This is a genomic window from Acidovorax sp. sif0632 (assembly GCF_019218805.1).
Lineage (GTDB): Bacteria > Pseudomonadota > Gammaproteobacteria > Burkholderiales > Burkholderiaceae_C > Acidovorax > Acidovorax facilis.
On record NZ_JAHUWW010000001.1, the window covers coordinates 250,880 to 270,219 of the forward strand.

General features: G+C 66.9%; 19 protein-coding genes. 5 read left to right on the forward strand and 14 right to left on the reverse strand.

Features of this window, described 5'->3' with window-relative positions; all coding sequences use genetic code 11:
• Position 1 precedes the first annotated feature (1 nt).
• Both KW832_RS01100 and KW832_RS01105 read left to right on the forward strand, forming a co-directional pair.
• Positions 2–1,240, forward strand: coding sequence for an FtsX-like permease family protein (locus tag KW832_RS01100; protein ID WP_218298930.1), 1,239 nt, complete (start codon positions 2–4; stop codon positions 1,238–1,240).
• Positions 1,240–1,977 carry an ABC transporter ATP-binding protein gene (locus KW832_RS01105; RefSeq protein WP_055396398.1) on the forward strand — a complete coding sequence of 246 codons (738 nt, stop codon included), beginning with the start codon at positions 1,240–1,242 and terminating at the stop codon, positions 1,975–1,977. The genes KW832_RS01100 and KW832_RS01105 overlap by 1 nt, the downstream gene beginning before the upstream one ends.
• A gap of 106 nt (positions 1,978–2,083) precedes the next feature.
• On the opposite strand, the gene KW832_RS01110 is transcribed toward KW832_RS01105, so the two are convergent.
• Genes KW832_RS01110 through KW832_RS01140 form a run of 7 tightly spaced genes read right to left on the reverse strand, consistent with a single transcriptional unit; the run spans position 2,084 to position 8,649 of the window.
• On the reverse strand, positions 2,084–3,928 hold the full coding sequence (locus KW832_RS01110; protein ID WP_255577450.1) for a lysoplasmalogenase family protein: 1,845 nt from the start codon (positions 3,926–3,928) through the stop codon (positions 2,084–2,086).
• A 36-nt stretch (positions 3,929–3,964) separates the two neighbouring features.
• Positions 3,965–5,131, reverse strand: coding sequence for a DSD1 family PLP-dependent enzyme (locus KW832_RS01115; protein ID WP_218298929.1), 1,167 nt, complete (start codon positions 5,129–5,131; stop codon positions 3,965–3,967).
• Positions 5,115–5,756 (reverse strand): histidine phosphatase family protein, encoded by a 642-nt coding sequence (locus KW832_RS01120; RefSeq protein WP_121507658.1) that lies wholly within the window; start codon positions 5,754–5,756, stop codon positions 5,115–5,117. The genes KW832_RS01115 and KW832_RS01120 overlap by 17 nt, the downstream gene beginning before the upstream one ends.
• Positions 5,757–5,807: 51 nt before the next feature.
• Positions 5,808–6,425 (reverse strand): DUF4136 domain-containing protein, encoded by a 618-nt coding sequence (locus KW832_RS01125; protein ID WP_218298928.1) that lies wholly within the window; start codon positions 6,423–6,425, stop codon positions 5,808–5,810.
• A gap of 55 nt (positions 6,426–6,480) precedes the next feature.
• Positions 6,481–7,461, reverse strand: coding sequence for a tRNA 2-thiocytidine(32) synthetase TtcA (gene ttcA / locus KW832_RS01130; protein WP_218298927.1), 981 nt, complete (start codon positions 7,459–7,461; stop codon positions 6,481–6,483).
• A 4-nt stretch (positions 7,462–7,465) separates the two neighbouring features.
• A complete protein-coding gene (locus KW832_RS01135; RefSeq protein WP_055396414.1) occupies positions 7,466–7,837 on the reverse strand; it encodes a dihydroneopterin aldolase in 372 nt (123 codons plus the stop codon).
• Between the two features lie 26 nt (positions 7,838–7,863).
• Entirely contained in the window at positions 7,864–8,649 is a 786-nt protein-coding gene (locus tag KW832_RS01140) for an SDR family oxidoreductase (protein ID WP_218298926.1), read from the reverse strand.
• A gap of 15 nt (positions 8,650–8,664) precedes the next feature.
• Here KW832_RS01140 and KW832_RS01145 point away from each other — a divergent pair, with 15 nt between their 5' ends.
• On the forward strand, positions 8,665–9,783 hold the full coding sequence (locus tag KW832_RS01145) for a class I SAM-dependent methyltransferase (RefSeq protein WP_218299098.1): 1,119 nt from the start codon (positions 8,665–8,667) through the stop codon (positions 9,781–9,783).
• A 98-nt stretch (positions 9,784–9,881) separates the two neighbouring features.
• Here the strand turns inward: KW832_RS01145 and eutC are convergent, their stop codons facing one another.
• Genes eutC through KW832_RS01175 form a run of 6 tightly spaced genes read right to left on the reverse strand, consistent with a single transcriptional unit; the run spans position 9,882 to position 16,675 of the window.
• A complete protein-coding gene (eutC, locus tag KW832_RS01150; protein WP_218298925.1) occupies positions 9,882–10,694 on the reverse strand; it encodes an ethanolamine ammonia-lyase subunit EutC in 813 nt (270 codons plus the stop codon).
• Positions 10,691–12,100, reverse strand: a complete 1,410-nt coding sequence (locus KW832_RS01155; protein ID WP_218298924.1) for an ethanolamine ammonia-lyase subunit EutB — start codon at positions 12,098–12,100, stop codon at positions 10,691–10,693. The genes eutC and KW832_RS01155 overlap by 4 nt, the downstream gene beginning before the upstream one ends.
• Positions 12,101–12,126: 26 nt before the next feature.
• On the reverse strand, positions 12,127–12,903 hold the full coding sequence (locus tag KW832_RS01160) for a DeoR/GlpR family DNA-binding transcription regulator (RefSeq protein ID WP_218298923.1): 777 nt from the start codon (positions 12,901–12,903) through the stop codon (positions 12,127–12,129).
• A gap of 10 nt (positions 12,904–12,913) precedes the next feature.
• The gene (locus KW832_RS01165) at positions 12,914–14,593 is read right to left on the reverse strand and encodes an ABC transporter permease subunit (RefSeq protein WP_218298922.1); all 1,680 of its coding nucleotides are present in this window, start codon (positions 14,591–14,593) and stop codon (positions 12,914–12,916) included.
• Positions 14,590–15,597 carry an ABC transporter ATP-binding protein gene (locus tag KW832_RS01170; RefSeq protein WP_218298921.1) on the reverse strand — a complete coding sequence of 336 codons (1,008 nt, stop codon included), beginning with the start codon at positions 15,595–15,597 and terminating at the stop codon, positions 14,590–14,592. The genes KW832_RS01165 and KW832_RS01170 overlap by 4 nt, the downstream gene beginning before the upstream one ends.
• A 52-nt stretch (positions 15,598–15,649) precedes the next feature.
• Positions 15,650–16,675 (reverse strand): ABC transporter substrate-binding protein, encoded by a 1,026-nt coding sequence (locus tag KW832_RS01175; protein ID WP_192420882.1) that lies wholly within the window; start codon positions 16,673–16,675, stop codon positions 15,650–15,652.
• Between the two features lie 217 nt (positions 16,676–16,892).
• Here KW832_RS01175 and hisN point away from each other — a divergent pair, with 217 nt between their 5' ends.
• Together hisN and KW832_RS01185 are read left to right on the forward strand one after the other, a co-directional pair.
• Positions 16,893–17,699, forward strand: a complete 807-nt coding sequence (hisN, locus tag KW832_RS01180; protein ID WP_218298920.1) for a histidinol-phosphatase — start codon at positions 16,893–16,895, stop codon at positions 17,697–17,699.
• A 32-nt stretch (positions 17,700–17,731) separates the two neighbouring features.
• Positions 17,732–17,926 carry a DUF2905 domain-containing protein gene (locus KW832_RS01185; protein WP_121422185.1) on the forward strand — a complete coding sequence of 65 codons (195 nt, stop codon included), beginning with the start codon at positions 17,732–17,734 and terminating at the stop codon, positions 17,924–17,926.
• A gap of 18 nt (positions 17,927–17,944) precedes the next feature.
• On the opposite strand, the gene otsA is transcribed toward KW832_RS01185, so the two are convergent.
• The gene (gene otsA, locus KW832_RS01190; RefSeq protein WP_121507649.1) at positions 17,945–19,321 is read right to left on the reverse strand and encodes an alpha,alpha-trehalose-phosphate synthase (UDP-forming); all 1,377 of its coding nucleotides are present in this window, start codon (positions 19,319–19,321) and stop codon (positions 17,945–17,947) included.
• Positions 19,322–19,340: the final 19 nt, after the last annotated feature.

Sequence of the window (19,340 nt, forward strand, 5' to 3'; positions counted from 1 at the left end):
CATGTGGATCTGGCCTGGCTTCGAGTTGCGTGTGGCGCTGCGCTTTCTGCGAGAGGGGCGCATGCAGACCGTGCTCATCATCGTGGGCGTGGCGGCGGGCGTGGCTGTCATTGCCTACATCTCGGCGCTGATCAGTGGCCTGCAGTCGAACACCCTGGCCAAAACACTGGGCGCCCAGGCGCACATCACCCTGCGGGCGCCGGACGACCTGGTCATACCGGCAGCCCCTGCCTTGTATGGCACCGCTGCGCTGACCGAAACCCAACCGCGCGCCCAGCGCCTGCGGTCCGTCGCCAACTGGCAGGCGCTGGTGCCGCTGCTGGAGCGCTTGCCCGAAGTCGCCGGGGTGTCGCCCATGGTGTCCGGCTCAGGCCTGGCGCTGCGCGGTGAGGCATCGCAGGCCATTGCCCTGATGGGCGTGGACCTGGACCGCTATGACCGCGTGGTGGGGCTGCGCTCCAAGGTGGTCAGTGGTACCGCCCGTTTGTCACCGGGCGAGGCCATCGTGGGGCGCGAGCTGGCCTCCGACCTGGGCGTGCGAGTGGGAGACCGCCTCACGTTGCAGACGAGCGGCGCGGGCGGCACGGTGAGTGATTCGGTGCGTGTCACCGCGCTGGTGGACCTGGGGGTGAAAGACCTGAACCGGCGCACCGTGATCGTGCCGCTGCGCGCGGCGCAAAGCCTGCTGGCGCTGCCGGGGGGCGCCAGCCAGCTCGACCTGACCTTGAAAGACGTGTGGGTGGCACAGACCCTGGCGCGTGCGTTGCAAACGCAGTTCCCCTACAAGATCGAGAGCTGGCAGGAGAGCAATGCCCAGCTGGTGTCAGCACTCAATGCGCAGTCCATCAGCACCTCCATCATCCGGGGCGTGGTGCTGGCGGTGGTGGTGCTGGGCATTGCCAGCGTGCTGGTAGTCTCGGTGGTGCAAAAGGGCCGGGAGATCGGCATCCTGCGCGCCATGGGCGCCACGCGGGGCCAGGTGCTGCGCGTGTTTCTGGTGCAGGGCGCCGTGGTGGGTGCGCTGGGCTCGGTGCTAGGCCTGCTGCTGGCGGTGGGGCTGATCTGGGTGTTCACCCATTTTGTGCGGGGCTCGGATGGCTTGCCGTTGTTTTCGATCGCGCTGCCGCTGGGCATGGCATTGCAGATTGCACTCATTGCTTCGGTGTGTGGTGTGCTGGCGGCGGTGGCGCCTGCGCGGCGGGCAGCGGCGCTGGACCCAGCGCAAGCCATCAGGATGTGATGAACCAACCCGCCGCCCCCGAACTGATCACGCTCGATGCCGTGCGCAAGAGCTACAACCTGGGCCGCCCCAGCGAGGCCGAGGTACTGCACGGCATCGACCTGCAGGTGCGCCGGGGCGAGTTCATCGCGCTGATGGGGCCTTCGGGCTCGGGCAAGAGCACGCTGCTCAACATCCTGGGCCTGCTCGAACGCATGACGACGGGCAGCTATCTGCTGGACGGCGAGGCGGTGCAGGGTCTGGACGATGCGGCCCTGACCCTGCGCCGGCGCAGCACCCTGGGCTTTGTCTTTCAGTTCCACCACCTGCTGCCTGCTTTCTCCGCGCTGGAGAACGTGACGCTGCCGGCCCTCATGGCCGAAGGCCGCGTCAGCCCCGCCCACCGCGATCACGCGCGCAGCCTGCTCGACGCTGTGGGCCTGGCCCAGGCCATGGACAAGCGCCCCGCAGAGCTGTCAGGCGGCATGCAGCAGCGCGTGGCCATTGCGCGCGCGCTGGTCATGAACCCGCCGCTGGTGCTGGCCGATGAGCCCACGGGCAACCTGGACACCGCGTCCTCTGCCGAAGTGTTTGCCCTGCTGCGCCGTATCCATGCCGAGCGGGGCACGAGTTTTGTCGTGGTCACGCACGACCCCCGGCTGGCCGCGCGCTGCGACCGGCTGGTGGAGCTGATCGACGGCCGGATTGCCCGCGACGAGGCCATCACTGTGGGCGTGGAGCCTGCGCCCAGTGGGTGAGCTGCAGGCAGGTGGTTTGCTATCAAATAAATAGCTATTTGCGCTTGATGCTGAAGCGCTGGCGGCAATTTTGGCTAAAAAACCATCGCACAGAACACACAGGTGCTCAGGAGGAGCGTGAAGCCGTCCCTGGGGCGATGTTCGGAGCCCTGTCCCTAGCCATGTGCGTGCGGCCCTCTTCTCCGGTCACGCCCGTTCGCTGCACTGCGGTGGCAGGCACCGAGGCCTTGCTGGCCAGCCATCCACTGACGATCAGCGCCTGCGCCGCATAGTACGTGGCCAGCACCCAGACCTGCGCCATCGGCAGCGGCATCACAAACCGGTTGGTGGCCAGCAGCGAGTCGCTGAGCATGAAAAACCCGGCGCCGACCGCTACGAGCAGCGACGGCGCATCGCGCAACACCGTCGCCCGGCCGATGGCCTGGGCCGCCATCAGCGCGATCACCAGCACATAGGCCGCCACCGGCGCGCGCAGTGCAGGTGGCAGGCCACCCGCCCACAGAAAGGCGTACATGGCCACGCCAATGCCCAGTGTGGCGGCCAGCGCGCCCCGGTGCGGAAACCACGCCTGCCCGCTTTTGAACAGCGCCACATAGAACAGATGCGCCACCAGAAAACTCACCAGGCCCGGGATGAAGAAGCCCTGGAACATGAGGAACACATCCCCGGCCAGCGATCCGGCCAGCGCGGCCGCGAGGAGAGGCAGGGTCTTTGGGTTAAATTGGCCTCTAGCGCTTGGCGAATAAGCGCTGGCAGCTACCAAAACAAGAGCAAAAACCATCGTCAGCGGCTTGAACAGCCAATGCCATTCCATGAACCCCATCGCGCTGGTGGCGGTGGCCAGCGCGCCGCTTTGCAGCATCAGCGCCATCAGCGCGGTGATACGTCCCTGCATCACTGCGCCCAGCGACCATTGCACCGTCAGCAGCACCGCAAACCAGATGGCGTTGCGCGCCAGCGGCGCCGCATCTGCCTGCCAGAGAAAAGCCGCCACGCCCGCCAGCAGCAGCGCGAACTGCACCAGCGCAAACCACTGCGCGGCGCGCGACATCGGCGGGTGGTACAGCTGCATCTGTGCCATGCTGAAGGCGGGCTTGGGAAAGCGCTCTGCCACATCGGCAGGCCGCCAGCCCGGAGGCTTGACCCAGACCTTGAGCTTGTCGAGCCAGCTGCGCGCGTGCCAGCTGTCATGTGCCAGCCCGGCGTAAACCTGCGCGTTGGCCCAGAGCGGGTCCCAGCTGTTCAGCAGGCCGCGCGTGCCGTACACACACTTCTCCTGGTCGTCTTCGTCCTTGAAGGTGCCAAAGACCCGGTCCCACAGGATCAGGATGCCGCCATAGTTCTTGTCCAGATAAGCGTCGTTCACCGCGTGGTGCACCCGGTGGTTGCTGGGGCTGCAAAACCAGCGGTCAAACCAGCCGAGCTTGCCCACCTGCTCGGTGTGCACCCAGAACTGGTAAAGCAGATCGATGAGCGCCACCACGCCAAACACCAGCGGCGGCACGCCCGCCAGTGCCATGGGCACATAAAAGATCCAGCCCAGCAGCGCGCCCGAGCTGGTCTGGCGCAGCGCGGTGGAGAGGTTGTAATCCTGGCTCTGGTGGTGCACCGCGTGCGCGGCCCACAACACGGCCGATTCATGCCCCATGCGGTGCAGCCAGTAGTAGCACAGGTCGTAGAACACCAGTGCCAGCAGCCAGCCGGGCAGGCTGGTCCAGAATGCATCGTTGCGCCACAGCGCCACGTGCTCGAACAGGGCCGTGTAGATGCCGATGCGCAGCAGCCGGGTGAACACTGCGCTGGTCTGGCTCAGCATGCCCAGACTGATGCTGCTGACGGCATCGGCCAGGCGGTAGGTGTTGCGCTGCCTTCTGTAGCCCACCGCCAGTTCGATGGCGATCAGCAAAAAGAAGACGGGGGTCGCAAGGACAATGATCTGGCTGGGGCTCATGGGGGACACCAAAATGTCCGCCGATTCTTGCCGCAATCAGGTCAGCGCGCCTCTGGCATCAACCCTGATGATGCGCTCCACAGTACCCGTCGCCAAACCGCCGCGCACGCCGATCAAAAAGTCATGCAGATTGACCGTGGGGTCGCAATGGCCAGGGATGAGCCAGAGCATGTGTCCCAGGCTGGGCAAGCGGGCGTCGGGCGCGTCGGCATACAGCAGGCCGTGTTCATCACCACCGTTGGCGTAACGCAGGGTGCGGTCGGCCGGCAGCAGGGCCACGGTGGGCAGACCAGAGTCGATGGCGTGGCTCTTGTGGCCTGCGTCGCACACGGCGTGGGTGTCGCGCACCGACACCACCTGGGTCTTGACGTACAGCGCGTGTTCAAACGCGGGTTGTGCCGGTTCACGCTCGTTGCGGGCGTAGTCGGCATCCATGAACAAGAAAGAGCCCGCCTGCAGCTCGCCAAACACGCCGCTGGCAGCCTCGTGCACCAGGGTGCCGGTGCCTGATCCGGTGACCAGCGGCACGGGCAGCCCGGCGGCTTCGATGAGCTGGCGCGTGTGATCCGCCGCGCGCACCACGGCGGCGATGGTCTCGCGCCGACCCACGCTGCTGGCCAAGTGCTGCGCGCGGCCATGGTAGGCCTGCAGGCCCGCGAAACGCAGGCGGGGGCTGCGCGACACGGCCAGCGCCAGTGGCACGGCGGCTTCGCCCGGTGGCACGCCGCAGCGGCCCTGGCCCACGTCGATCTCCACCAGCACGTCGATGCCCGCATCGCTGCCAGATTGCGCCATGGCTTCGGCCAGGCGCTCAATGCCGTTGATGTGGTCCACGGCCACGCCCAGGCGCCCGCCACGCGCCGCCAGCTGGGCGGCCAGCCGCGCCACGCGGTGCAGCTTGGGCATGGCGATGACCTGGTTGGTGATGGTGATGTCATCGACCCCACCGGCGGCCAGCGCCTCCGCCTCGGCCACCTTCTGCACGCACACACCCTGGGCGCCCGCGCGTTGCTGCAGCAGCGCGATTTCTGCACTCTTGTGCAGCTTGGCGTGGGGGCGCCAGCGCACCTGGTGCTTGCGCGCAAAGTCGGCCATGCGCTGGATGTTGCGGTCCATGGCGTCCAGGTCCACCACCAGGGCGGGGGTGTCGATAGCGTCCACCCGCTGGCCGATGGTGGATTGCAATTCAGGCGTGGTTTTCATCGCGCAGGACGATCTGGTCAAGGTGTTGGGTGTCTGCCCAGCCGACGAGGGTGAGGCCGTCGGGCGTCCACAGCAGGCGGTTGATGGCGGCGTTGGACAGTTGCCAGGTGCGCGGCGCCTGGATGTCCTGGCGCGTGGCCAGGCGGTACAACACATCGAGCACGCCACCGTGCGCCACCATCACCACCTGCTCGCCCACATGCTGCTGCGCCAGGACGGTCACGGTGTGTTCGATGCGCTCGCGCAGCGCGACGAGCGACTCGCCACCTTCGGGGGTGTAGTGCGGATCGCGCTTGCGCCAGCGCAGCGCGTCTTCGGGCAGCTCGGCCTCGATCTCGGCAAACGTGCGGCCCTGAAAGTGGCCAAAACTACGTTCGCGCAGGCCGGGATCGGCCACCAAAGGCGCGCCCGTGGTGCGGGCCACGGCCTGGGCCGTGGCGTGCGCGCGCTGCAGGTCGCTGGTGTAGATGGCGGCAATCGGTTCACCCACCAGTGCCTGGGCGACCTGATCGGCCTGCCACAGCCCGGTGTTGTTGAGCGGAATATCCAGGTGGCCCTGGATGCGGGTGTCCACGTTCCAGGCGGTTTCGCCGTGGCGGATGGCAATGATGCGGGTGGCGTGCATGTCAGTTTTCGATGGCGTTGGATGTAGCTCGCAGCCGCTCAGGGGAATGTTTCATTTTTGCGCCAGGGGCAGGCGCACCTGTCGAGGGCCCTGGGGTGGCATTGGAAAGCCATCGAGTGCGGCGTCAAACAGCACACCATAGACGGCCGGGTCGCTCACCCACACATCTTCGTGCACGGCCGAGGTTTCGTACACCACCGCCTGGGTGTTGGCATCGCGCATCACGATGCTGACAGCGCGGCGGTGCAGGGGCGTGGGCTCACCAAAGCGCCACATGCCATGCACGCCCCAGCCTCGGCCATACCAGCCACCCACGCCCCAAGGGCCGGGGCCATACGCACCGTAGGGCCCGTAGGGGCTGAAAGGATCGTTGCGCGGCACCGTGTCAGCCTGCACGCCCAGTTGCACCCGCAGGCGGGGCGCGGCATCGTCGCGTTGCAGGCCGGCGCGTGCCAGGGACTGTTCTGCCAGTGCGGCGATGGCGTCAAACGATGGGGTTTGCTGCGAAGGCAGGCGTTCGATGCGGTAGGTGGCAGGTGCAGGCGCGGCCGCCAGGGTTGAGAAGCTCTGTACTTGCCCGTCGACCACGCGGGTGGTGCTGCAGCCCGCGAGCAAGGCGGTTGCCAAGCCCAGTACAAGAAGGGGAATCCATCGGCGTTGCGTTGTCATGGTCAGACGCTCCAGAAAAAGAAGTCTCCATGAGAGTGCCCCAGCTTGCCAGGGTTCACGACAGTTGCACCACCTGCACGCCGGGCAGCGTGGGCGAGGGCGCCACAAACTCTTCCTTGTCAAACGCCTTGTCGCCGTCTTCGCTGGCGATGCCCGTGGCCTTCGCGTTCTTGAAGTCGTACAGGCTGCCGTCCAGCAGGTGCGACGGCACCACGTTCTGCAAGGCGTTGAACATGTTCTCCACGCGGCCGGGGAAGCGCTTTTCCCATTCGCGCAGCATCTCGCCCACCTGCTTGCGCTGCAGGTTCTCCTGGCTGCCGCACAGGTTGCACGGGATGATGGGGAAGTTGCGGTGCGCAGCCCAGCGGGTGGTGTCCTTCTCGGCCACGTAGGCCAGCGGGCGGATCACCACATGCTTGCCGTCGTCGCTGACCAGCTTGGGGGGCATGCTCTTCATCTTGCCGCCAAAGAACATGTTGAGCAGCAGCGTCTGCAGGATGTCGTCGCGGTGGTGGCCCAGCGCGATCTTGGTGCAGCCCAGCTCATCGGCCACGCGGTACAGAATGCCCCGGCGCAGGCGGCTGCACAGGCTGCAGGTGGTCTTGCCCTCGGGGATCAGCTTCTTGACGATGCTGTAGGTGTCTTCGTTCTCGATATGGAAGGGCACGCCGGTGCTGGCCAGGTATTCGGGCAGCACATGCTCGGGGAAGCCCGGCTGCTTCTGGTCCAGGTTCACCGCCACCAGGTCAAAGTGGATGGGGGCGCGGGCCTTGAGCTTGAGCAGGATGTCGAGCAGCGCATAGCTGTCCTTGCCGCCGGACATGCACACCATCACCTTGTCGCCTTCTTCGATCATGTTGAAGTCGACGATGGCCTTGCCGACCTCGCGGCACAGGCGCTTTTCCAGCTTGTGGGTTTCGCGCTCGATCTTCATGCGGGCGGCGCCGCTGGTGGCTTCGGTGCTTTCCTCCGTCCAGCCAGTGGATTGGGCGGAGCCGGGGTTGGATGTGGGGGCTTCGTTCAATACTGCGCTCATGGGGTCACCACTGTCCTGTCTCGACGCGAATGGCCACTTCGCAGTCGTCAAAAATTTCGAGTTTGGCAATCTTCACCCGCACGCCCAGCACGCCGGGCAGTTGCATCAGGCGGTTGGCCAGCTTGCCGATCAGGCTCTCCAGCAGGTTCACATGCTCGGCCGTGCACTCGTCGATGATGATCTGGCGCACACGGCGGTAGTCCAGCACATGGCCGATGTCGTCGTCGCGCGGGGCCAGCGGCTGCACGCCCAGGCTCAGTTCGGCATCGACCTGGATGGGCTGGGGGTCGGTCTTTTCGTGGTCGAGGATGCCCAGGTTGGCGTCAAAGCGCAAACCGGTGAGCGTGAGGATCTGGGTGCCTGCAGCGGTGGTCATGAATAGGTCCTGGAGTGAGCGGGCGCTCACATCAAAGAGAAATCGCGGTCAAACTTCATCAGATGCTGGCCACCGTCGACCAGCAGCGTGGTGCCGGTCATCGACCGGTTCTCCAGCGCAAACTTCACCGCACTCGCCACGTCCTCGGCGGTGGACGAGCGGCCCAGGGGGCTGAGGGAGTGCAACTGGGCAAACTTTTCGTCGCTGAGCATGTGGCTGGTCAGCGTGAGGCCCGGTGCCACGCCCACCACGCGCACGCGCGGCGCCAGGGCGATGGCCAGCATGGTGCCCGCAGCTTCGAGTGCAGCCTTGGAGAGCGTGTAGCTCACAAAATCGGGGTTCTGGTTCCAGAGCTTCTGGTCCAGCAGGTTGACCACGGCGCCCTGCGCGTCGGCCTCGCCCTGGGCCGCGCGGTCGGCCACGTGCTGGTGCAGCGCCTGGGCCAGCAGCACGGGGGCGGCGGTGTTGCTGCGCAGGTGCTTTTCGAGCGCGGCAAAACCAAAGGTGGCGGCATTGTCATGCTCGAACAACGAGGCGCTGTTGACCACCGCATCGACACGGCCAAAGTGCGCCACCACGCGGGGCAACAAGCCGCGCACGGCGGCCTCATCCTCAAAATCAGCATCAAAATGGGCGCTAGCGCTTGTCAGTTGTGCGCAAGCAGCTACCGTATCGATAGCGTCCTGCTCGGACGATCGGTAGTGCACCGCCACCTGCCAGCCACCCGCCGCCAGAGCCAGCGCAATGCTGCGGCCCAGGCGCTTGGCGGCGCCTGTGACCAGAACGGTGCGTGGGTGGGAGGGAGTAGGCATGTGGGCTGGGAGACAATGCGGGCCGTGACCCAAAGACCCGACAGTTTAACGACCGCCCTGCACCAGCACATCACCCAGGCCATTGCCGCCGAGGGCGGATGGCTGGGTTTTGACCGCTTCATGGCCTTGGCCTTGTACACGCCCGGCCTGGGCTACTACGCCAACGATTCCACCAAGTTCGGCGCCATGCCCGAGTCGGGCAGCGACTTTGTGACAGCGCCCGAGATGACCCCACTGTTCGGCCAGACGCTGGCCGTGCAGGTGGGCGAAGCCCTGGCGCACACCGGCACCGACGAGGTCTGGGAGTTCGGCGCAGGCTCGGGCGCGCTGGCGCTGCAGTTGCTGGATGCGCTGGGCGATCAGGTGCAGCGCTACAACATCGTTGATCTGTCGGGCAGCCTGCGCGCACGCCAGCAGGCCAAGCTGGTAGCCCACGCCCACAAGCTGCGCTGGGTGGATGCACTGCCCGAGAAATTCAGCGGCGTGGTGGTGGGCAACGAGGTACTGGACGCCATGCCTGTGCAACTGCTGGCGCGCCACGGCGGCCAGCAGGGCGGTGTGTGGCATCAGCGCGGCGTGGCGGTAGCTCAGGACGGCAGTTTTGCCTGGGCCGACCGCCCCACCGACCTGCGCCCGCCCATCGACATCGAAGGCCCGCAGGATTACCTGACCGAGATCCACGCCCAGGGCGAAGGCTTCATGCGCATGCTGGCCGACCGGCTCACGTGCGGCGCAGCCTTCTTGCTGGACTATGGGTTTGGCGAAGACGAGTACTACCACCCCCAGCGCCACATGGGCACCGTGATGTGCCACCAGGGCCACCTGGCCGATGGCGACCCGCTGGTGGCGGTGGGGCTCAAAGACATCACCGCGCACGTCAACTTCACCGCCATGGCGCTGGCCGCGCAAGAGGCGGGCCTGAACGTGCTGGGTTACACCACGCAGGCGCATTTCCTCATCAACTGTGGTTTGCTCCCCAAAATGGAGCTGCTGCCACAAGCGGGACGGGCGACAGCGGCCAAATTGATCATGGAACACGAGATGGGCGAGCTGTTCAAGGTGCTGGCCGTGGGGGCAGGCGAGCCTTGGGAACCCGTGGGGTTTGCGCACGGGGACCGGTCGCACCGGTTGTGATCCAGGTATTCGTGTGCTTCGAGAAAGATAGCTGCAGGCGCTTGGTGGGCAAGCGCTAGAGCCGAATTTTGCTTGAAGTTGCCTTGGCTTCGACCGGTTCAGCCTGAACGGTCGGAGATCTTGTGGGAGCTCCCCGCCACCAGCGTCATCCCATCGCTGCGGTCCTTCAGCCCCACCCCCGTCAGCCCCAGTTGCCGCGCCTCCTGGCACAGCCACCACAGGCGTGCAGCGGCGGCGGCCGGGGGCAGGCCCTCGGGCCGCACATTGGAGATGCAGTTGCGCTGCGCATCGTGGCGCCCCACCTGCGGGTGCCAGGTGAGGTAGATGCCGAGGCTGTCGGGCGAGCTGAGGCCCGGCCGCTCGCCGATCAGCACCGCCACTAGGCGCGCGCCCAGCAGTGCGCCCACCTCGTCACCCAGCGCCACGCGGGCCTGCTTTGCAATCACCACGGGGCCCAGCTGCCAGCCTGCGGGCGCCTGTTGGCGAATCGCGTCGATGAGCGGTGGCGCCTGCCGCGTCACGGCCAGGGACGAGAGGCCATCGGCCACGACCAGCAGCAGGTCGATGGGAGTGGTTCCGTTTGCAGAGGACTCCCGCAGCGCCTGCGCATCGGCATCGCACAGGCGGCGGCCCAGGTCGGGGCGCAGCAGGTAGGTGGCGCGGTCGGGGGCGGCGCTGTGCACGGGGAGCGTTGCGCAGCCCTGGGCCTGCAGCTGGGTGGCCAGCGCTTCGGCGTCCAGCGGGATGTGCACGGCATCGCGCGCCTGCGCATGGGCCAGGCCAAAACGCAGCAGCTCGGCCGTGGGCAGGGCTGCGCCCGCACGCCCCAGGGCCAGGCGCGCCTGGGTGTGGGCGCGCAGGTCGTCCCACGGGTCGGGAGGGATGCCGTGTGGCGCTGGTTCGTGTGTCATGCGCCCAGCCTCCATTGCCGCATCTGTGCCAGCGCCGGGTGTTGATCGCTGGCAGGCAGCAGGCGTCCGCCTGCATCGGTGATGTGCATGCGCTGCAGCCAGGCGCCAAACTCGGGTGCGCACTGCAGGCCCAGCACCTCGCGCAGATACAGCGCGTCGTGGAACGAGGTGCTCTGGTAGTTGAGCATGATGTCGTCCGCCCCCGGCACGCCCATGATGAAGGTCAGGCCGGCCGTGCCCAGCAGCGTCATCAGCGTGTCCATGTCGTCCGAGTCGGCCTCGGCGTGGTTGGTGTAGCAGACATCGCAGCCCAGCGGCACGCCCAGCAGCTTGCCGCAGAAGTGGTCTTCCAGGCCCGCGCGGATGATCTGCTTGCCGTCGTACAGGTATTCCGGGCCGATGAAGCCGACCACCGTGTTGGTCAGCAGCGGCGCAAATGCGCGGGCCACGCCATACGCCCGTGCCTCGCAGGTCTGCTGGTCCACGCCATGGTGCGCGTTGGCCGACAGGGCGCTGCCCTGGCCAGTTTCAAAGTACATCACGTTGTCGCCCACTCCATCGCCAAAGTTTTTTCCACGCCGCAGCGACAGTGCCGCCTCGCGCGCTTCCTTCAGCAGTGCGAGTGAAATGCCAAAGCTTGCGTTGGCCGCCTCGGTGCCTGCAATCGACTGGAAGACCAGGTCCACCGGCGCGCCTTGTTCCACCATCTGGATCGTGTTGGTCACATGCGTGAGCACACACGACTGGGTGGGGATCTGCAGCCGCTCGATCACATCGCCCAGCATGTGCACCAGTCCGGTCAGGGCGGCGATGCTGTCGGTGGCGGGGTTCACGCCAATCACCGCGTCGCCCGTGCCGTACAGCAGGCCGTCGATCATCGACGCCGCAATGCCGCGCAGGTCGTCCGTAGGGTGGTTGGGCTGCAGCCGCACGGCCAGGTGGCCCGGCAGGCCGATGGTGTTGCGAAACCGCGTGACCACGCGGCACTTGCGCGCCACGGCGATCAAGTCCTGATTGCGCATCAACTTGCTCACGGCCGCCGCCATCTCGGGCGTGATGCCGGGTGCCACGGCGGCGAGCATGGCGCTGTCGGTGCCGTGGGCCAGCAGCCAGTTGCGGAAGTCGCCCACCGTGAGGTGGGCGATCGGGGCGAACGCGGCGGCGTTGTGGGTGTCGAGGATGAGGCGCGTGACCTCGTCGCTTTCGTAGGGGATGAGCGCCTCGCTCAGAAAGCGCGACAGGGGAATGTCGGCCAGGCTCAGGCGCGCGGCCATGCGCTCCACAGCCGATGTGGCTGCCACGCCTGCCAGGGCGTCGCCCGAGCGCAGCGGCGTGGCCTTGGCCATCACCTCCCGCAAGTCGCTGAACTGCCAGCGCTCGCCGCCAATGGTGTGCTGGTAGGCCATGGTGTGCTCTGCCCCTTTTGAATTGATCAGGCCACCACGATGTGGCAGCCCGCTGCCTGCAGTGCCGAGAAGGCGGGCAGGGCGCGGGCGCCTGCGTCGGTGACCAGCGTGCCCACGTCGGCCAGGCTGGCATAGGTCACGCGGCTGGCTTGCCCCACCTTGCTGTGGTCGGCCAGCAGGATCAGCTCTTTGGCCTGCGCGGCCATGGCGCGGGCCACGGCGGCCTCGTGGTGTTCAAAGCTGGTGGCGCCGCTGTGCACGCTGATGCCCACGGGCGAGAGCAGGGCCACATCGGCGCGGTAGCGGTGGATTTCGGCCACGGTGGTGTCGCCGTGCGTGGCCTGCACGGCAGGGTCGGTGCGGCCACCGAGCAGGATCACGTCGTTGCGTGCGCTGCGCCCGGCGTCGGCTGCCGCCAGCTTGAGCGCCACGTTCAGCCCGTTGGTAATGATGGTCAGGCCCGACAGGCTCGACAACGCTTCGGCCAGCAGGGTGGTGGTGCTGCCCGCATCAATGAACAGCGTTTGCCCCGGCTGCAGCAGCTGCAGGGCGGCGCGGGCGATGGCGCGCTTTTCGCGCGCACGCACCGTCTGGCGCACGGCCAGCGGGGGTTCGGGCTCCGGCCCCTGGGCCACCACGCCGCCGTGCACGCGCCGCAGAATGCCCTGCGACTCCAACGCGAGGATGTCGCGGCGCACGGTTTCGCGGGACACGTCCAGGTCTTGCGCAATGCGCTCCGTGCTCACCCGCGAGAGCGTGGACAGCAGGGTGCGGATGCGGAGGAAACGTTCTTCTTGCAGCATGGTGGCGATGTTAGGCGGGCTTGGAACCAGGTTTTCGGCGCTGCGTGCCAAAGTGCAGCAGCAACGCCAGCGACCCCACCACCGCCATGATGCAGGTAGAGAACGCTGCGGCCTGCGAGGTCAGCCCTGCTTCATCCAGCCGCATCACCGTCACCGCCCCCATGGGCAGCGAGGGCGTGATGAGGAAGATCACCGCCGACAGCGTGACCATGGACCGCATGAACAGAAACGCCAGCACCGCCAGCAGCGTAGGCAGCAGCGCGGGCAGGTACACATCGCGCAGCACGCGGGCGGTGCTGCCGCCCAGCACGGTGGTGGCGTCTTCCAGCGTGGTGGGCACGTTGCGCATGCCGGTCATCATGGTCATAAAGCCCTGCGTGTGGTAGTGGTAGTAGTTGCACAGCGCCAGCAAGATGGCCGTGCCATACAGCATGCCCCAGGGCCAGGTGGCGGTGTTGAAGGTGAACACATAGGCCAGCCCCAGCACCAGCCCGGGCACGCCCACCGGCAAGGCCGATAGCGCTGTGGCCGCCTGCGCCAGCCGCCCCGGCAGGCGGCGTATGCCAAAGCACAGCACAAACAGCATCGCTGTGCCCACGCTGGCGGCCAGGGCCGACACCCAGACGGAGGTCCACAGCGGCGCATAGCCCCCTGCAATGGTGATGTCGTAGTGCTTGAGTGTGAGGTCCAGCCGGTAGGGCCACAGCCGAATGAAGCTGGCCACCACCACCGTGAGCACCAGGGCCACGATGCTGCCCGCAATGCCCATGCAGGCGATGAAAAACGCGGTGTCGCGCCCCGGGCTGCGTGCGGGTGTGGGCGGCAGGGCCGATTCGGCACCTGCCCCGGCACGCTGTGCGGCCATGCGTTCGATGAACACCGATAACGCGGCGGGCGCCAGCAGCAGCATGCCCACCACCGCGCCCATGCCAAATTTCATCTGCCCGCTGACCTGGTTGTAGATCTCGGTGGCCAGCACGGCAAAATTGCCGCCAATGACCACGGCGTTGCCAAAGTCGGTGATGGTGATGGTGAACACCACAAACCCCGCGCTCAGAAGTCCGTAGCGGGCCTGCGGCAGCGTGATGTCGCAAAACTGTCGCCACGGGGTGGCGCCCAACACTTCGGCGGCGTCGTACTGCCGGGCATCGCCCTGGCGCAGCGCGGTGCGCACGATGAGCACGGCCTGCGGCAGTGCGTAGAGCACGTCTGCAATCAACAGGCCCCAAAAACCATAGATCTCGGGCCGCACGCCCAGCATCTTGCCCACGATGCCGTTGCGCCCCAGCAGGAAGATCAGGCCCAGCCCCAGCACCAGCGAGGGCGCCAGCATGGGCAGGGCCAGCGCCCCGGCCACAAAGCGGCGGCCCGGCATGCAGGTGCGCTCCAGGCCAAACGCCACCACAAAGGCGAGTACCAGCGTGACGGCCGTGGTCACCGCGCCCAGCAGCAGGCTGTTGGCCAGGGCACGCCACACGCCGGGGGTGTCGAGCAGCGCGGCGTAGTTGCCCCAGCCGATGCCGCCCGTGTCCTGCACCAGGCTGCGCCAGGCAATGGCCAGCATGGGCACGCCAAAGAACAGCACCAGCGCGGCCAGCGGCAGCAGCAGGCAGGCGCGCAGCAGCCAGCGCTCGCTGGCATGCATGGGCGGCAGGTGGGGTGTTTGGGTTGAGGGGGCGGCGATGCTCATGCGTGCACCCAGGCACAGTCCTGCGCGCCCACCGAGATGTCTACGTTCTGGCCAGTCTCCCAGTTGCTGGCGCTGCTGGATTCGGCCAGCAGGTCCAGGTCGTTCCAGCGCAGCTGCACCCGCTGGATGCTGCCCAGGAAGGTGGTGCCGGTGACGCGGCCCGCGCCCAGCGCGCTGGCTTGCAGTTGCAGCCGCTCGGGGCGGATGCACAGCAGGGCCGATTCGGGCGCCATGCCTTCGGGGGGCCCGCCCAAGGCGGGCTGCAGCAGCCGGGCCTGGGCGGGCGGCAGCAGGTTGCTGTGCCCCATGAAGTTGGCCACAAAGCGGGTGCGCGGCGCCAGGTACAGCTCGCGCGGCGAGCCCGCCTGTGCAATGCGCCCGCCCTGCATGCAGACAATGCGGTCGGCCATGGCCAGGGCTTCTTCCTGGTCGTGCGTGACCATGATGGTGGGAATGCCCAGGCGGCGCTGCACCTCGCGCAGCTCATGGCGCAGGTCGGCGCGCACGCGGGCGTCCAGGGCCGACAGGGGTTCGTCGAGCAGCAGCAGCGAAGGGTTCACCGCCAGTGCCCGCGCAATGGCCACGCGCTGCTGCTGGCCGCCCGACAGTTGCGCCGGGTAGCGCCCGCCAAAGTCTGCCAGCTTCACCATGTCCAGCAGCTCGGCCGTGCGCGCCTGCACCACATCGCGCGGTGTGCGGCGGATGGCCAGGCCGTAGCCCACGTTCTGCGCCACCGTCATGTGCGGGAACAGCGAGTACGACTGGAACACGATGCCAAAGCCCCGGTCGCGTGCAGGCAGCGTGGCCAGGTCGCGCCCGCCCAGGGTGATGCGGCCGCCATCGGCAGGCAGCAGCCCCGCGATGATGCGCAGCAGCGTGGTCTTGCCGCAGCCGCTGGGGCCCAGCAGGCACACGAACTCCGAGGCGCCCACCGCGAGGTGGATGCGTTCGAGCGCGACCTGGCCGTCAAAGCTCTTGTGCAGGTCGGTGATCTGCAGGGACATGGTGTTTGGTCCTCGGGGAGTACGGTTCAGTGCAGCGGTTCGGTACAGCGGTTCAGCGGCCGATGGTCTTTTGCCAAGCGCTCAGGATGGCGTCGCGTTCCTTGGCAGACTTGGCAAAGTCCATGGGGTAGAGCACCTTGGAGAGGTCGGCGGGCAGGCCTGCCGCTGCAGCCGCTTTGGATTGCGGCACGCCGGGCACGGTGACGATTTCCTTGTACTTGGTGTAGAGCTGCGCCGCGCCGGGCGACAGCGTCCAGTCCAGAAAGCGCTTGGCGTCGGCCTTGTTCTTGGAGCTGGCCATCAGGCCCGAGGCTTCCAGCTCATAGCCCGCGCCATCGGTGGGGATCACCATCTTGACCGGGTAGCCCTCGTCCACCGACTGCATGGCCGCGAACGCCAGCGAGGTGCCAATTGCAAACTCACCCGCCCGCGCGGCCTTGCAGGGGCGCGAGCCCGACTTGATGTACTGCGCCACGTTGCCGTCCATGGCCTTGATGAGCTTCCAGCCCTCGTCATTGCCGCGCGACTGGATCAGCGCGGCAATCTGCAGGTAGCCTGTGCCCGAGGACACCGGGTTGGGCATGACGACCTCGCCTTTGTAGACGGGGTTGGTGAGGTCCTTCCACGACGTGGGCATGGGCAGCTTCTTGGCCTTGAGCACCTCGGTGTTCACGCAGAACGCGGCCATGTAGCCGGTGGTGGTGAACCATTTTCCGTCGGCGGCCTTGTCCTTGGCAGCCAGCTTGTCGCTGCCCTTGGGGCTATAGGGCTCCAGCAGGGCGGTGATGCGCGGGTCCAGCGTATTGGTCAGCGCCCAGCCCCAGATCACGTCGTGCTGCGGGTTGGCAGCTTCGGCCAGGATGCGCGCACCCAAGTCGCCGGTGGACAGGCGCAGCACTTTGACATCCACATCGGGCAAGTCCTTTTTGGCGGCGGCCAGGTATTCCTTGATCTCGTCTTCTTCGAGCGCGGTGTAGGCCGTGACGGTGCCCGCCTGGGCGGCGGTCAGCCCGCAGGCCAAGGCGCCCAGCACGGGCAGCAGGCGCAGGGCGGCAAAGAGGGAGGAGCGTGTGCGCATGAATTTCTCCAGAACGGTGCGTTGCCAAAAAACAGTGCGGGGTCACCGCAGGTCAGGGGATTTGTTCACCAAATTTGTGCGTTTTATTGCACTTGTGCAAATTATTGTTTTTGCACGAAAATACACAAGCACTAAATATGCCAACCCGTTCATGCCGAGCGGCAGGTCCTTCCTGATTGCCCAACCACTGCCCGCACCTCTTCCCTTGACCATTCCAATGACTACTTTGCCAACCCCTGTTTCCCCCCTTCTGGCCCTGGCGCACGCCCTGGCCGATGCGGCCCGTGTCCACTCGCTGCGGTACTTCCGCACCCCGCTGGATGTGCTGACCAAATCGGACGAGAGCCCGGTCACCATTGCCGACCGCGAGGCCGAGGCCGCGATGCGCGCGGCGCTGCAGGCGCAGGCGCCCACACACGGCATCCTGGGCGAGGAGCATGGCCGCGAGCGGCTGGACGCCGAGTACGTGTGGGTGATCGACCCCATCGACGGCACCAAGAGCTTCATCACCGGATCGCCGCTGTGGGGCACGCTGGTGGCCCTGCTGCACCAGGGCCAGCCCGTGCTGGGGCTCATGGATTTGCCGGTGCTGGGTGAGCGCTGGACGGGGCTGGCAGGCCAGCTGACGCAGTGCAATGGCCAGCCTGTGCGGGCCAGCGGGTGTGAACAACTGGCGCAGGCCCGCATCTACACCACATCGCCGGATGCCTTTGGTGCGGCCGACTGGCAGTGTTTTGATGCGCTGAGCCGCCAGTGCGCGCTGCGGCGGTTTGGCGGCGACTGCTATGCCTATGCCCAACTGGCGGGCGGGCATGTGGACCTGGTGGTGGAGGCGGGGCTGCAGCCGTACGACTACCTCTCGCTGGTCTGCCTTGTGGAGGGCGCGGGCGGGCGCATTACCGACTGGCAGGGCCGCGCGCTCACGGTGGCATCGGATGGGCGCGTGGTGGCGGCTGCCACGCCGCAGTTGCATGCCCAGGCGCTGGCCCTGCTGGCTGACCGGGTCGACCGGGCCACGGCGTAGCCGAATGCGGTGGCGCCTACACTCGGCGCACCATGTTCCGCTGGCTCCTCGTCATTCTCCTGGCCCTGATGTTCATCAGCTGGCTGTCGCCGCTGCTGCGCCGCCTGGGCTTTGGGCGCCTGCCGGGGGACTTCCGGTTTCGCTGGCTGGGGCGCGACTGGGATGTGCCGCTGGCGTCCACGCTGCTGCTGAGCTTCGTGGTCAGCCTGATCACCAAGCTGTTGTAACGGGCCGCAGCTGGGCGGCTACCCCGCCGCCTGCAATGCGTCCAGAAACGCCTTGCGCCACCAGTGCACGTCGTGCTGGCGTATACGGGCCATCAGCTTTTGATGGCGCGCCTGCCGCTCCACCAGCGGCATCTGCAATGCCTGCTGGATGCTGTCGGCCATGCCTTGGGTGTCGTAGGGGTTCACCAGCAGCGCTTCTTTCAGCTGCTCGGCCGCACCGGCAAAGCGTGACAACACCAGCACGCCCGGGTCGTCCGGGTCTTGCGCCACCACGTACTCCTTGGCCACCAGGTTCATGCCGTCGCGCAGTGGCGTGACCAGCCCCACGGCGGCGGCGCGGCACAGGCCCGGAACCCGCTTGCGGGCCACCATGCGGTGGATGTAGCGCACGGGCATCCAGTCCAGTTCGCCGTAGTCGCCGTTGACAGCGCCACACAGACCTTCCAGCTCCTGGCGCAGGTCGGCATAGGCGTTGACGTCGTCGCGCGTGGGCGAGGCGATCATGATGAGCGTGGCGCTGTCGCGGTTTTCCGGGTAGCGGTCCAGCAGTTCGCGAAAGGCCCGCACACGTTGCGGAATGCCCTTGGAGTAGTCGAGCCGGTCAATGCCCAGCAGCAGGCGCCTGCGTGAATACTCGTCGCGCATGTTCTCGTAGGTTTCCACCGCGTCGGGCGCGTGCGTGAGGCGTGTGAATTCGTCCACGTCGATGCCGATGGGAAAGGACTGCACCACCACGGTGGCTCCAAAGGCGCGCACGCGCTTTTCGTCCACCTCTTCCGCGCTGCCTTCGTTGCGCACATAGCGCGTGAAATGCGACACGTCGGCCTCGCTCTGCAGACCCACCAGGTCGTAGGCAAACAGCGAGCGCATCAGCCACTCATGCTGCGGGATGGCCGCCATGATGAGCGGCGGCGGCATGGGAATGTGCAGAAAGAACCCGATGCGCTGCTTGCAGCCCATGGCCCGCAGCTCGGCCGCCAGCGGGATCAGGTGGTAGTCGTGCACCCAGATCACGTCGTCGTCGCGCAGCAGCGGCAGCAGCTTGCGCGCAAACATCTGGTTCACGCGGCGGTAGCCCGCGATGTAGCTGGCGTTGAAGTCGGCCAGGTCCAGGCGGTAATGGAACACCGGCCACAGCACGCTGTTGCTGTAGCCGTGGTAGTAGCTGTCGTGGTCTTCGCGGCACAGATCCACGGTGGCCAGGGTGACGGCACCTGCCTGCCGGGTGTGCAGTTCGCCCTCGCCGGGTGTGCCGCCTTCGACCACGGTGCCGCTCCAGCCGAACCAGAGGCCCCCGGTCTGGTTCAGGGCTTCGCCCAGGGCGACAGCCAGGCCGCCGGCGGCGGGTTTTCGGGGGTCTGCAAGGCGGTTGGAGATGACAACAAGACGGCTCATGGGTTCATCATCGTTGTGG

Coding starts and splice junctions, on each gene's coding strand:
- KW832_RS01100 (WP_218298930.1), top strand. CDS start 2: ATGTGGATCTGGCCTGGCTTCGAGTTGCGTGTGGCGCTGCGCTTTCTG.
- KW832_RS01105 (WP_055396398.1), top strand. CDS start 1,240: ATGAACCAACCCGCCGCCCCCGAACTGATCACGCTCGATGCCGTGCGC.
- KW832_RS01110 (WP_255577450.1), bottom strand. CDS start 3,928: ATGAGCCCCAGCCAGATCATTGTCCTTGCGACCCCCGTCTTCTTTTTG.
- KW832_RS01115 (WP_218298929.1), bottom strand. CDS start 5,131: ATGAAAACCACGCCTGAATTGCAATCCACCATCGGCCAGCGGGTGGAC.
- KW832_RS01120 (WP_121507658.1), bottom strand. CDS start 5,756: ATGCACGCCACCCGCATCATTGCCATCCGCCACGGCGAAACCGCCTGG.
- KW832_RS01125 (WP_218298928.1), bottom strand. CDS start 6,425: ATGACAACGCAACGCCGATGGATTCCCCTTCTTGTACTGGGCTTGGCA.
- ttcA (WP_218298927.1), bottom strand. CDS start 7,461: ATGAGCGCAGTATTGAACGAAGCCCCCACATCCAACCCCGGCTCCGCC.
- KW832_RS01135 (WP_055396414.1), bottom strand. CDS start 7,837: ATGACCACCGCTGCAGGCACCCAGATCCTCACGCTCACCGGTTTGCGC.
- KW832_RS01140 (WP_218298926.1), bottom strand. CDS start 8,649: ATGCCTACTCCCTCCCACCCACGCACCGTTCTGGTCACAGGCGCCGCC.
- KW832_RS01145 (WP_218299098.1), top strand. CDS start 8,665: ATGCGGGCCGTGACCCAAAGACCCGACAGTTTAACGACCGCCCTGCAC.
- eutC (WP_218298925.1), bottom strand. CDS start 10,694: ATGACACACGAACCAGCGCCACACGGCATCCCTCCCGACCCGTGGGAC.
- KW832_RS01155 (WP_218298924.1), bottom strand. CDS start 12,100: ATGGCCTACCAGCACACCATTGGCGGCGAGCGCTGGCAGTTCAGCGAC.
- KW832_RS01160 (WP_218298923.1), bottom strand. CDS start 12,903: ATGCTGCAAGAAGAACGTTTCCTCCGCATCCGCACCCTGCTGTCCACG.
- KW832_RS01165 (WP_218298922.1), bottom strand. CDS start 14,593: ATGAGCATCGCCGCCCCCTCAACCCAAACACCCCACCTGCCGCCCATG.
- KW832_RS01170 (WP_218298921.1), bottom strand. CDS start 15,597: ATGTCCCTGCAGATCACCGACCTGCACAAGAGCTTTGACGGCCAGGTC.
- KW832_RS01175 (WP_192420882.1), bottom strand. CDS start 16,675: ATGCGCACACGCTCCTCCCTCTTTGCCGCCCTGCGCCTGCTGCCCGTG.
- hisN (WP_218298920.1), top strand. CDS start 16,893: ATGACTACTTTGCCAACCCCTGTTTCCCCCCTTCTGGCCCTGGCGCAC.
- KW832_RS01185 (WP_121422185.1), top strand. CDS start 17,732: ATGTTCCGCTGGCTCCTCGTCATTCTCCTGGCCCTGATGTTCATCAGC.
- otsA (WP_121507649.1), bottom strand. CDS start 19,321: ATGAGCCGTCTTGTTGTCATCTCCAACCGCCTTGCAGACCCCCGAAAA.